Annotated in this window: 10 protein-coding genes; 3 read left to right on the top strand and 7 right to left on the bottom strand. The window is 42.1% G+C overall.

Features of this window, described 5'->3' with window-relative positions; genetic code table 11:
* Positions 1-55: 55 nt before the first annotated feature.
* Positions 56-454 carry an MAPEG family protein gene (locus AMD27_RS00875; protein WP_067655074.1) on the bottom strand — a complete coding sequence of 133 codons (399 nt, stop codon included), beginning with the start codon at positions 452-454 and terminating at the stop codon, positions 56-58.
* A gap of 105 nt (positions 455-559) precedes the next feature.
* Between AMD27_RS00875 and AMD27_RS00870 the strand changes: the two genes are divergently transcribed.
* Entirely contained in the window at positions 560-940 is a 381-nt protein-coding gene (locus AMD27_RS00870; protein WP_067662643.1) for a hypothetical protein, read from the top strand.
* A gap of 52 nt (positions 941-992) precedes the next feature.
* Here AMD27_RS00870 and AMD27_RS00865 read toward each other — a convergent pair whose 3' ends face one another.
* From AMD27_RS00865 to AMD27_RS00840, 6 genes are all read right to left on the bottom strand, one after another.
* Positions 993-2,666, bottom strand: a complete 1,674-nt coding sequence (locus tag AMD27_RS00865) for an AMP-binding protein (RefSeq protein ID WP_067655071.1) — start codon at positions 2,664-2,666, stop codon at positions 993-995.
* A gap of 148 nt (positions 2,667-2,814) precedes the next feature.
* The gene (gene parC / locus AMD27_RS00860; protein WP_067655067.1) at positions 2,815-5,034 is read right to left on the bottom strand and encodes a DNA topoisomerase IV subunit A; all 2,220 of its coding nucleotides are present in this window, start codon (positions 5,032-5,034) and stop codon (positions 2,815-2,817) included.
* A 181-nt stretch (positions 5,035-5,215) separates the two neighbouring features.
* Complete coding sequence (locus AMD27_RS00855) at positions 5,216-6,535, bottom strand: MFS transporter (RefSeq protein ID WP_067655064.1); 1,320 nt, start codon at positions 6,533-6,535, stop codon at positions 5,216-5,218.
* A gap of 212 nt (positions 6,536-6,747) precedes the next feature.
* The gene (locus AMD27_RS00850) at positions 6,748-7,392 is read right to left on the bottom strand and encodes a trimeric intracellular cation channel family protein (RefSeq protein ID WP_067655061.1); all 645 of its coding nucleotides are present in this window, start codon (positions 7,390-7,392) and stop codon (positions 6,748-6,750) included.
* A gap of 60 nt (positions 7,393-7,452) precedes the next feature.
* Positions 7,453-7,920 (bottom strand): YchJ family protein, encoded by a 468-nt coding sequence (locus AMD27_RS00845; RefSeq protein WP_067655058.1) that lies wholly within the window; start codon positions 7,918-7,920, stop codon positions 7,453-7,455.
* A 75-nt stretch (positions 7,921-7,995) separates the two neighbouring features.
* Complete coding sequence (locus tag AMD27_RS00840; protein WP_067655055.1) at positions 7,996-9,573, bottom strand: TerC family protein; 1,578 nt, start codon at positions 9,571-9,573, stop codon at positions 7,996-7,998.
* A 422-nt stretch (positions 9,574-9,995) separates the two neighbouring features.
* Between AMD27_RS00840 and AMD27_RS00835 the strand changes: the two genes are divergently transcribed.
* Positions 9,996-10,643 (top strand): TIGR00730 family Rossman fold protein, encoded by a 648-nt coding sequence (locus AMD27_RS00835; RefSeq protein ID WP_067662640.1) that lies wholly within the window; start codon positions 9,996-9,998, stop codon positions 10,641-10,643.
* Between the two features lie 188 nt (positions 10,644-10,831).
* Positions 10,832-12,223 carry a multidrug transporter subunit MdtD gene (gene mdtD, locus AMD27_RS00830; protein WP_067655052.1) on the top strand — a complete coding sequence of 464 codons (1,392 nt, stop codon included), beginning with the start codon at positions 10,832-10,834 and terminating at the stop codon, positions 12,221-12,223.
* The last annotated feature ends 78 nt before the right edge of the window (positions 12,224-12,301 follow it).

Below are 12,301 nucleotides of genomic sequence, written 5' to 3'. Positions count from 1 at the left end.
ATTCGATTATACAATTTGCAGAATAAAATTGGTGATCGTGTCGTCCGATTTGTGTTTAGACGGTTCGGATGACAATAAGCAACAACAAAATTGGACAGGTCATGGACAGGAACCAAATGATTGATCTTAACGTCGATAAATTGGCCAAATAGCAAATACCATAGATCATTCTAAGCACTAAATAAGCAATCCCCAGCATCATGATCAGGTCTTGACTGATCACCATGTATTCTGCCATGAGAACAGCCGCAATAAATAAGGGCAAGCTTTCAAAACTATTTTGTTGCACTGCATTGGCACGTGCCGCCAATCCCGAGGTTTTGGCTAAAAACTCACGCGGGTTTTGGTTATCTTTGATACTAAAACCACCCGTTATCTTCGCGAGAATGGTAAAAACATACGGCATTAAACAGGCAATTAAAATTAAATAAATGATGCCATCAATCCCATGCATGAATTTTATATCCAAATAATGATTTTCTGACCTATCATAGCATGGTGTATATGCGATAATTTTTGCTAAATTATGGTGTTTTTGAAAATGATGAGTGGACATAGCATGACAAATCCCGACCAAAAAGACCTGTTTAACGTGTTAGATCAACAGCGTCAGCACCAAAAACAAGTGGACCGTGTCATGTACATTGTCTTACCCATTCTGGCTTTTTTACTCAGTGTGATTTGTGCCAATATGAATTGGCAATCAACTATTGGCACGTTTGTCATGCTCCTGATTGCATTTTTGGCGGTGGGCATTAAGCGCCAAAGTATATGGCTTTGGTTGTCTTTTATAGCAGCGTATAGTCTGGTCGATATTTATTTCAGTTATTCAGGACAACTTCCACCTTCCGCTGTCGGTCGTCACATGGGTACTATGCTGACTTTCACTGGGATTCTCGGCATTGGGCGTCCATATTTCGACCGTTGGTTAATGAGATAAAATTACAGAGACAAAAAAAAGCGCCTTAAGGCGCTTTTTTTAAAGAGCTCAATTATTTACGTAGATCTTTACGCAAAATTTTACCCACATTTGATTTCGGCAATTCATCCATAAATTCAACATAACGTGGACGTTTATAGCCCGTTAAATTTTCTTTCGCGAATGCTAGAATTTCTTCTGTAGTTAAAGACTGATCTTTTTTCACTACGAAAAGTTTAGGCACTTCACCTGATTTTTCATCTGTCACCCCAATCGCAGCCACTTCCAAAACTTTTGGATGTGTGGCAATGACTTCTTCAATTTCAGATGGATAGACGTTAAAGCCAGACACCAAAATCATGTCTTTTTTACGATCGACAATTTTGAAATAACCACGTGTGTCCATAACCCCGATATCACCGGTACGGAAATAACCATCTGCGGTCATGACTTTAGCCGTTTCATCTGGACGATTCCAATAGCCTTTCATGACTTGAGGACCACGGATTGAAATTTCGCCCTGCTCACCTTGAGCCAGATGATTCCCATCATCATCTAAGATCGCAACGTCAGTAAGTGGTAATGGAATACCAATACTTGCGCTAAATTCTTCAGAAGCAGGTGGATTCGCCGTTGCAATTGGAGAAGTTTCAGACAGACCATACCCTTCAATGATATTGGTGCCTGTAATCTTTTTCCAAGCCGCAGCTGTCGAAGGTAATACCGCCATACCGCCGCCCATTGCCATCACCAATTTACTGTGATCGAGCTGTTTAAATTCTTCGTTGTTCACCAGTGCATTGAACAATGTATTTACTGCTGGGAAAAAACCCGGTTGGTATTTACGCAGTTCTTTTACAACTGCAGGCAAATCACGTGGATTTGGGATCAAGACGTTTGCCTGACCTTTATACATACCGTAAAGTGCGCACACCATAAATGCAAAGATGTGATAAAGCGGGAGTGCACAGAAGATACGATCATCTTTCGCGCCATCTTGCTTACCAAATTTACTTTGGAAAATACCATCAGCTTGAAGCAGGTTCGCCACCAAGTTACGATGGGTCAGCTCCGCACCTTTAGACACACCTGTTGTACCGCCTGTGTATTGCAAAACTGCAGTATCGCCTAAAGAGACCACTGGACGTTTATAATTGCTTGGATTGGCTTTTGCCATCGCAGCGTTAAAAGTCACATGCCCAGGAATGTTCCAAGCTGGAATTTGTTTACGTACTTTACGTAAAACAAAGTTCACCAATGTACCTTTAAGTACACCGAGCATATCGCCCACAGATGCAACAATCACATGCTTCACGGCTGTTTTACCAATAATTGCTTGATAAACAGATGCAAAGTTTTCAATAATGACTAGCCCTTCTGCGCCAGAGTCATTTAACTGATGTTCAAGTTCACGTGCAGTATAAAGTGGATTTACATTGACCAACACCAAACCTGCACGCAATACACCAAGTGCCACGACTGGATATTGCAAAACATTTGGCATCATGATTGCAACTCGCGACCCTTTTGCTAAACCTAAACCTTGTAAATAGGCAGCAAATTGGCGACTAGCAACATCAAGCTCATTGAACGACAATGTTTTATCCATGAAGATAAATGCATCACGTGAACCAAATTTTTTAAAATTACTCTCGAAAATATCAATAAGAGACGTATTTTCCTGTGGTAATTCTACAGTTTCTGGAATCCCAGTTTTTTGGTATTCAGCGAACCAGATCTTTTCCATAATGCCATGTTCTCCAATTAGTAATCCTTGGTTTTAAACTGTTCTTCTCGATATTGAGCATATTATTTAACTTGTTTGTGCTCAATAAAGCATCCATCTTAACAAATACGCTTCATATATAACGTATTTTGCTTAAAAGATGCTAGTGTTATCTTTGAATGAACAGTTTATTTGCTTTTTGATATCCTCGTGGTAGCAATTGACCTTTCGTCGCACGCTTCGCTACATATTTTTGAAGATCATCACCCTTCAGCTTTAACTGCTGTTGCCCAGCAACCACATGAATTATTTCATTTAAATTAAGTGTGGTTATGGATAAAATTCGTTCACTTGCATCCAATTGTATCAATTTATTGCCTTTACCTTTATTCAGCATTGGCAATTCTGACAAATCCGTCACCAGTAAACGCCCTGACGAACTCAAGATGGCAACATGGGTACTATCTTCTACCCCGTGCCAAGGCAGCGCTTCTGCACCTTCGCTTAAACTTAAGAAAGCTTTACCTGCTTTTGCATTGGTATCAAGTTGTCTCGCCTGCGTTTTAAAGCCATAACCTGTTGAGCTGACCGCTAAAATTTCAGCTTCATCATCTGCGATGAAAATTTGTTTAAACCCCACCCCATTTGCAGGTGAAAGTTTCGAACTTAAAGGTTCGCCCAAACCACGTGCAGACGGTAAGTTGTTAATGGCTAAGGCATAACTACGTCCAGCGTCATCCAGCACATAGACTTTCTGATTGGATTTGCCTTGTGCATGGCTTAAGTATTTATCGCCTGCACGGAAGTTGGTATTGATCGCATCCACATCATGCCCTTTCGCACAGCGAATCCAACCCGCTTCAGATAAAATAACCGTGACTGGTTCTGCAGGCATTAAATCTTGTTCACTAATTGCAGAAGCTTCTGCACGTTTTACGATTGGAGAACGACGATCATCACCATAACGTTTTGCATCATCTTTAAGTTCACCAATGATCAGATTTTTGAGAGACTCTGGATTACCCAATTGTTCACGGATAATCGCCGCTTTAGCCTCTAACTCCTCTTGCTCACGGCGCATCTCCATTTCTTCAAGCTTGGCCAAATGACGAAGTTTGAGTTCTAAAATGGCTTCGGCTTGAATTTCATCGAGTCCGAAACGTTCCATCAACACAGGTTTTGGCTGATCTTGTTCACGAATGATTTGAATCACTTCATCAATATTTAAAAACGCAACGATTAAACCACCCAAAATATGCAGGCGTTTTTCAATCTTGTTTAAATGATATTGCAGGCGAAGTGTGACCGTTTGTTTACGAATCTCGATCCATTCGAGCAAAATACGACGAATCGATTTCACTTGTGGACGACCATCTGCACCAATCATGTTCATATTGACGCGATAGCTTGACTCAAGATCAGTCGTTGCAAACAAATGACTCATCACGGCTTCAGCATCAATACGGTTGGAACGCAGTACGATGACTAAGCGAGTCGGGTTTTGGTGATCTGATTCATCACGCACATCGCTGACCAAAGGCAACTTCTTCGCTGTCATTTGATCTGCAATTTGAGAAATGATTTTTGATCCTGACACTTGATAGGGCAGTTCAGTAATCACAATTTCATTTTTTTCAATGCTAAATACCGCACGCATACGGTAGCTACCACGACCTGTACTTTGAATTTTCAATAATTCTTCAGGTGGAGTAATAATTTCAGCTTTGGTCGGTAAATCTGGTGCAGGAATATATTCTGCAATTTTTTCATCAGTTAAATTCGGGTTACGAATTAAGGCAATCGTGCCTTTGACCACTTCACGTAAGTTGTGCGGTGGAATATCGGTGGCCATACCCACCGCAATACCCGTCGTACCATTTAACAAAATATTCGGTACACGCGCAGGTAAATTGACCGGTTCTTTCATTGAACCATCAAAGTTGTCTTGCCAGTCACAGGTGCCCTGCCCAAGCTCTGACAATAAGACTTCACTATATTGAGACAGCTTAGCTTCGGTATAACGCATGGCGGCGAACGACTTCGGGTCATCGGGTGAACCCCAGTTACCTTGTCCTTCAATGAAAGGATAACGATAACTAAAAGGCTGTGCCATCAGCACCATGGCTTCATAACACGCTGAATCACCATGCGGATGGTACTTACCCAGTACATCGCCGACTGTACGTGCAGATTTTTTTGGCTTACCTGTATGCTTTAGCCCAAGTTCACTCATGGCGTAGATAATACGACGCTGTACGGGCTTGAGACCGTCACTGATGTGGGGCAATGCACGATCCATAATCACGTACATGGCATAATTTAGATAAGCTTGTTCAGTAAATTCTGCGACAGAACGGTTCTCTGTGGCTTGATGCGCAAGGCTTGTCATAAAACCTTTCGTCCTTTTAAATATTTCTTGTGTCTAGGGGGTATGCTAAGTCGCAGGATGCTGATGCACAAGAGTGTCAAGTAACACACTGCGACAATTTATGTCTTATGGTACGTCTTATGGCGTAAAAGTATCCATTTCTCGCTGCCTGATCAATGGAAAAAGCAGCGATAGATCACTTTTACATGCCTAAGGATTCTAAGGTTTTGCCTTTGGTTTCTTCACCCAAGATCACAATCACAAAAGCCACGGTCAGTAAAACTGCGGTGAACATCATAAATACATGACTAAAGCCATTTTCAGCCACCATCATATGCGTTACGACTAAGGGTGCAACAATCCCCCCAATACGCCCCACGGCTGCCGCCCAGCCTGAACCAAAGGCACGGATATTGGTCGGATACTGCTCTGGTGTATAAGTATACAACACACCCCATGCACCCAAGTTAAAGAAGGACATGAGACAGCCCCAGAACATAATGGTCGCAACGCTATCGGCTTGTCCAAAGAAATAAGCAGAAACCGCACAAAAGCCGATAAAACCAGCCAACGTCGGTTTACGTCCCAGTTTCTCCACCAGCCATGCTGCCACCACATAACCTGGCAACTGCGCCAAGATCATGATTAAGACATATTCAAAAGACTGAACAATGGTATAGCCTTCTTTGACCAAAAGGCTCGGTAACCAAGTAAAAATACCGTAATATGAATACACAATACCAAACCAAATCAGCCACAGCATTAAACTACGACGTGCAAAGCCCCCCGTCCAGAGCTGACGAAATGAGATATTTTTTTGACTTGAAACTGCTTTCACTTCAATTTTTTCAATGACTTCTACACCGCACTGGCGCTCAATTTTTTGTACCAATGCATGTGCTTCGTCAATCCGCCCACGGTTAATCAAATACGGAATAGATTCAGGTACTTTCTTTAAAATGACAAAGACATACAGCGCAGGTAATCCACCCAATAAAAAAGCCATCTGCCAATCAAACTTTGGAATGACAAAATAAGACACTAGTGCTGCCACCAACCAGCCTAGTCCCCAAAAGCTTTCCAAAAGGACAATAAAACGACCACGTACATGCGCAGGAATATATTCACTGACTAGGGTCACAGCAACAGGCAGTTGTCCGCCTAACCCCAAACCCACCACAAAACGAAATACCAACAGCCAGGTTAAATTTGGTGCAAAAGCACAAGCTGCGGTTGCAAGGCTATAGATGACCAATGTGCCAGCAAACACAGCTTTACGCCCAATCCGATCTGCCAATCCGCCTGAACAGACTGCGCCAATCGCCATGCCGACAAAACCAATTGAGACCACCCAACCTTTTTCAGCAGGTGACATCTGCCAGTCTTCCGCCATTTTTGCCAAAATAAAGGAAATCAATCCTGTATCCATGGCATCAAACATCCAGCCCAAACCAATCACCCAAAGTAAGGTGTAATGGAATTTGCCAATCGGGAGTCGTTGTACGCGTGAGATTAAATCCATATCAAGATCTCTGTATTTACTGCTGAGCAATAACTGAATATGAAAATGCCGTGTTCGCAACAGGGTTTATAATTATCAATATTTTTATCAAATCTAGCGCTCAGAATAACCGCATAATCCTAGATAGATTCGATTATTCTGAAATTTAACTGCTTTGTTACACGCCTTGATGAGATTGAGAAGCGAATGATCTCACTCCGTAAAAATCAATCTTATGATGCATCTTTTGAAGAGGCGGAGTGTTCATCATCTTCTTTATAAATAAATTTCGGCATTTCCAAACCAAAGTAAATCGCGATACAGCGCAGTGAAAAACCGAAAATTAAGGTCGAGATAATAGTGATGTCCTGTGGGAATCCAAGCTGAATACAGCCCCAATAAAAAATCACTGCGACAAATGAAACACTGGCATACAGTTCACGGCGGAAGACCAGCGGTACATCGTTACACAAAATATCGCGTAAAATACCACCCGACACGCCCGTCAGAACACCAGCTACCGCACAGACCACAAAGCCTTGTTCCATTTGAATAGCAATTTGACAACCAATGATGGTAAAGCCAATCAAACCGAGTGCATCAAGTAGCAAGAACACAGAGCGTAAATGGCGCATCCACTTGGCAATAAAAATGGTAAATAGCGCGGCACAGCAGGTTAATACCAAATATTCAGGATGTTTCACCCAAGTCAATGGATAATGCCCAAGTAATACATCCCGTACTGAACCACCGCCCAAGGCCGTGACACAGGCAATAATAGTCACACCAAACCAATCCATACTACGCCGACCCGCAGACAATGCCCCTGTCATGGCTTCTGCCGTAATAGCAATAATATAAATAACGGTAAGTAGCATCGCCCTTCTTCCATTGAGGGTAATTGATGCGCATTATTCTATGACATATTCGGAAAAAAACTACACAAATTGCGCGCAACATTGCTTAAATTTTTTCCCAGATCCACAAATACAATTCTGTTTCATGGTGATCTGTTGATCTGTGGTCGGATCAAGGAAGTACCATTGCTGTTGAAACTTCACAAAATGAGAAACTTCATGATGGATTTGCGCTTGTTTACCATCATGATAATGTGCTTTAAATTCTACTTTTCCATGATTTTTATCAATTTTTTCATTTGCTTGAACGACTTCCAACTGAAGCCATTGATTGGACTTTGCCCAGTCTACAATTGCTGTCATATCAAGTGCTGACTGCTGTCCTACTGCTGTGGTCTTGAGAATATAATCGACATCATGCTTTGCAAATGCACTATAACGCGATCGCATCAGCTGCTCTGCTGATTGGGCTTGGGTGTTCCCTAAATGCAAAGGCGCACAGCACTGATGATAAAGCCCTAAACCACACGGACAGGCAAGTTCAGACATAAAATTTCCAAAAAAATAGCACGTTTAAACGTGCTATTTTAACCCAGTTTTTAGATTAGGTTCGAAGACTTCAGCTTATTCGATGGCTTCATTTAGCCGGATATGCACTTTTTCAATTTTGTGCCCTTCCATGGTCACCACTTCGAAAATATAACCTTCGGCTTCAAAGCGTTCACCGCTGTTTGGCAAATGTCCCAAGTGAAACAAGATATAGCCTGACAGGGTCGAGTACTGTTCAGAATCGTCGACTAAATTTCGATCGAGCAATAATGAAATGTGACGAATGTCGGTTGAACCTTCGATGATTAAAGAACCATCTTCTAAGCTTTCAACCGCTGCTTCAAGCTCACTTTCATTCGGGAATTCACCTGCAATTGCCTCTAAAATATCAATTGGCGTGGCAATGCCTTCAATCGAGCCATATTCATTCAGCACAATCGCCATTTGTAACGGTGCTTGCCGAAGCTGTTCCATCACCATCAACACCTGCGCACTTTCATGCACAATCACAGGTTCACGCACATGTTTGTCAAAGTTGAACTGACCAAATTCGATGAAATCTTTCAAAATATTATGAGTCAACACCACCCCAGAAATATTGTCCAGTTCACCGCGTGCCACAATTAGACGCGAATGTTTCATGGCCAAGATTTGCGACTTAATGGTGTTCACATCATCATTTAAGTCAATCCATTCAAGCTCAGGGCGCGGTGTCATGACTGACTTTACAGGACGCTCAGACAGTCCCAATACACCTTGAACCATCACACTTTGATAAACTGCATTTTGATCTGAAAAAATGTCATCTGCGAGTGCTTGGGTGGTCAAAACATCTTCATTTTGATGTTGCTGTTCAGATGCACCGTTACTCTTTCCACCCAACATACGAATTACAGCAGATGCAGTACGAAAACGTAAATCATGAGTGGTGACGGTTTTTTCTTGGTTACGACGCATCAATTGGTTCAAGAATTCAATCAGAACAGAGAAACCAATCGCAGCATATAAGTAACTCTTCGGAATATGGAAACCTAAACCTTCCACAATCAAAGAAAAACCAATCATCATTAAGAAGCATAGACACAAAATCACCACGGTCGGATGTTTATTTACAAATGCCATCAGCGCTTTGGATGCCCACAGCATAATGCCGACTGCAATGATCACCGCAATCATCATCACTGAAAGATCTTTCACCATCCCCACAGCGGTGATCACGCTATCCAGTGAGAATACCGCATCCAAGACCACGATCTGAACAATCACCATCCAGAAAATTGCATGAGCAGGATTGTCGTCTTTCACCACCACCTTACTTTCAAGGCGCTCATGCAATTCGAGCGTTCCTTTCATCAGTAAGAATATCCCACCAAAGATCAAAATCAGATCTCGAACTGAAAATGGATGATCGAAGAGATAAAAAATCGGATGGGTGAGCGTGACAATCCAAGCAATAGACGCCAGTAAAATCAAACGCATACCCAATGCCAAGACCAAACCAATAATACGGGCTTTTTCGCGTTGCTCAGGTGGCAGTTTTTCCGCCAAAATGGCAATGAAAACGAGGTTATCAATCCCTAAAACAATTTCTAAAACAATTAAAGTGGCCAAACCGACCCAAGCAGAAGGATCAGACATCCATTCAAAAATCATGACAATGCTCCTTGCGGATTTGGCCTAAACTTCATAGGACTCAAAATCGCGTTGCAGCCAGCACATGACGAATGGGAAAAAAGAGAGGATGTGTGAATATTTGATCTTATAGAGCGATGTCTATCACGACTCATAATGGTTTAATTGTTGTGAAACAGATGTTCAGTATAGAAAAAATTCTCTCGAAATTCACGCTTTTTTGATTTTGCTAAGATTGGGTTTATCAATCATTTTTTCTTTTCACTACAAATTATTGCAAATCTCTTTCAATATATCTGTTCAGTTGTCACTATTCTTACTTAATGTAGAGACCAATAGAAAAGTCTAAAAATGAAGGTGAATGATTATTTATGAATACCGCACTCCCAGAAGTAATGATTGAAAAAGACAGCACTGAAACAACGAATATCGACAATATGCGCATGAAAAACACCTCAACTGAAAATAATACCCCTGCTCAGACCTCTGCGCTCAACGCAACCACACCCCATACCCGCACAGCCACACAATGTTTAATTGCGCTCTACTGCGGTTCACGTTTTGGACATAATCCCGTTTATAAAGAAAAAGCCATTGCCTTGGCTGAAAATATTGCCAAAAGTGGTTTAGGCATTGTCTACGGCGGCGCCAGCATTGGACTCATGGGTCAAGTCGCAGATAGCGTGATTGACCAAGGTGGTGAGGTGGTTGGCGTGATTCCAGAGTTCATGTTGGACTATGAAATTGCCCATAGCAAACTCACGGAACTGCATGTGGTTCAAACCATGCATGAACGTAAAGCCATGATGGCAGAGCGTGCCAGTGCATTTGTTGCCCTACCCGGCGGTCTTGGCACTTTTGAAGAAATTTTGGAAATTGCCACTTGGGGACAGCTCAACCAGCATCAAAAACCAATCATTATCTATAACGTCAATGGTTTCTATAATGCTTTGATTGCGCAGCTGGATCATGCCGTGCAAGAAGGCTTTTTACCCCTTCAACATCGTGCAAAAATTATTGTGTGTGAACAATCTGAACAAATATTAGATGGACTAGCCAACCTTAAATCACCGCATAGCTTTGTGGTCTAATTCATTTAAGCTAAATTACAGATTTCAACTTTCAAAAGAGCCCGATGGCTCTTTTTTGTTTACGCCATATATGAGTCAAATATACTTGAGTTGACTCCTCTATAGATTTCTGTATGGAATAACGAATTGTAAACCCAAGCTTTAACGCTTTGATTTACACTATTTAAAACAATTTATATCGCGTTGTTATGAATAGCACCCCCAACCATCAAGCATTACAGCCCGAATTTCGACTCTTGGTTTTTCTAGTGTCGATTGGATTTTTTATGCAAGGTCTGGACACGACCATTATTAACACAGCAATACCTGCTATTGCACAAAGTCTGAATGAAGACCCGCTCAATATGCACAGTGTAGTCGTAGCGTATGTATTGTCTGTTGCTGCATGTATCCCTTTAAGTGGTTGGCTTGCAGATCGTTTTGGCGTGCGAAATACATTCTTTTCAGCGATTATTATTTTCACCCTCGCATCACTGGGCTGTGCTTTTTCGAACAGTCTAAATCAGCTGTTATTTTTCCGCGTGATTCAAGGCATTGGCGGTGCGCTGTTACTGCCGATTGGGCGTTTGGCCATGCTGAAAATTATTCCCCGAACGCAATTTCTAGCCGCCATGAGCCTCATGAGTCTGGCAGGACTGATCGGCCCGCTCATCGGTCCAACCTTAGGCGGTTGGCTGGTTGAATACATGACCTGGGAGTGGATCTTCCTAATCAATCTTCCAATTGGCATTTTAGGGGTACTGCTGACCTTTAAAGCCATGCCGAATGTGACTGAACCGAATGTTGCTCGCTTTGATTTCTGGGGATTTATTCTATTGGTCATCGCCATGGTCGGGCTGTGCTTGGGCATTGAAAACTTTGCCAGTCCTTATTTGAGTCTGTGGTGGAGCATTGGACTGATAATGACGGGTATTGTTGCTGTGCTCTGGTATGCCTTCCATGCGCACACACATAGCAATGCACTGTTTCAATCTAAACTTTTTCGTAATCGAATCTATGCTATTGGCATCTTAGGCAACTTTTTTGCTCGTTTAGGTGGCAATGCCATGCCTTTTATGATCCCGTTAATGTTGCAAGTGGCATTTGGGTTCGAACCTTTTATTACCGGTTTATTGATGATTCCGACAGTACTGGGATCCTTGGCGTCTAAACCAATCATTCGTCATATTATTCAGCACTTTGGTTACCGAAATGTACTACTGGTCAATACTTTGTTGGTCGGCGCTTGTATCGCCAGTTTTGCACTGACCACAGCAGATACACCAACATGGATACGTGCGCTGCATTTCTTTGTCTTTGGTGTACTTAATTCTTTACAATTCGTCTCGATGAACACCTTAACCCTTAAAGATCTGCCTCAACAGGATGCCAGTAGTGGCAATAGTTTCTTGTCCATGATCATGATGCTGTCGATGAGTATTGGTGTGGCATTGGCGGGAACCTTAATCAACGTCTTTACTGCCTATGTCGGCGCTGAAAATATTGCGACTGCCTTTCATATCACATTAATTTTGCTCGGTTGTATTAATTTGATCACAGCGATTATTTTCTGGCAAATTCCCAAAGAGACCGCAGACTAACTCACCTCAATTACGCAAAGTTCGTGGTCTGTCCATGCAGATCACGCTATCATACTCAGCATTCGTTGTTATCCATTT

The sequence above is a fragment of the Acinetobacter sp. TGL-Y2 genome (assembly GCF_001612555.1).
Lineage (GTDB): Bacteria > Pseudomonadota > Gammaproteobacteria > Pseudomonadales > Moraxellaceae > Acinetobacter.
This window is presented reverse-complemented; position numbering and strand designations above follow the sequence as displayed.

Bases quoted from the DNA above. Each gene is read 5' to 3' on its own strand.
- AMD27_RS00840 (WP_067655055.1), bottom strand. From the start codon at position 9,573: ATGATTTTTGAATGGATGTCTGATCCTTCTGCTTGGGTCGGTTTGGCC.
- parC (WP_067655067.1), bottom strand. From the start codon at position 5,034: ATGACAAGCCTTGCGCATCAAGCCACAGAGAACCGTTCTGTCGCAGAA.
- AMD27_RS00875 (WP_067655074.1), bottom strand. From the start codon at position 454: ATGCATGGGATTGATGGCATCATTTATTTAATTTTAATTGCCTGTTTA.
- AMD27_RS00865 (WP_067655071.1), bottom strand. From the start codon at position 2,666: ATGGAAAAGATCTGGTTCGCTGAATACCAAAAAACTGGGATTCCAGAA.
- AMD27_RS00835 (WP_067662640.1), top strand. From the start codon at position 9,996: ATGAAAAACACCTCAACTGAAAATAATACCCCTGCTCAGACCTCTGCG.
- AMD27_RS00855 (WP_067655064.1), bottom strand. From the start codon at position 6,535: ATGGATTTAATCTCACGCGTACAACGACTCCCGATTGGCAAATTCCAT.
- AMD27_RS00850 (WP_067655061.1), bottom strand. From the start codon at position 7,392: ATGCTACTTACCGTTATTTATATTATTGCTATTACGGCAGAAGCCATG.
- AMD27_RS00845 (WP_067655058.1), bottom strand. From the start codon at position 7,920: ATGTCTGAACTTGCCTGTCCGTGTGGTTTAGGGCTTTATCATCAGTGC.
- AMD27_RS00870 (WP_067662643.1), top strand. From the start codon at position 560: ATGACAAATCCCGACCAAAAAGACCTGTTTAACGTGTTAGATCAACAG.
- mdtD (WP_067655052.1), top strand. From the start codon at position 10,832: ATGAATAGCACCCCCAACCATCAAGCATTACAGCCCGAATTTCGACTC.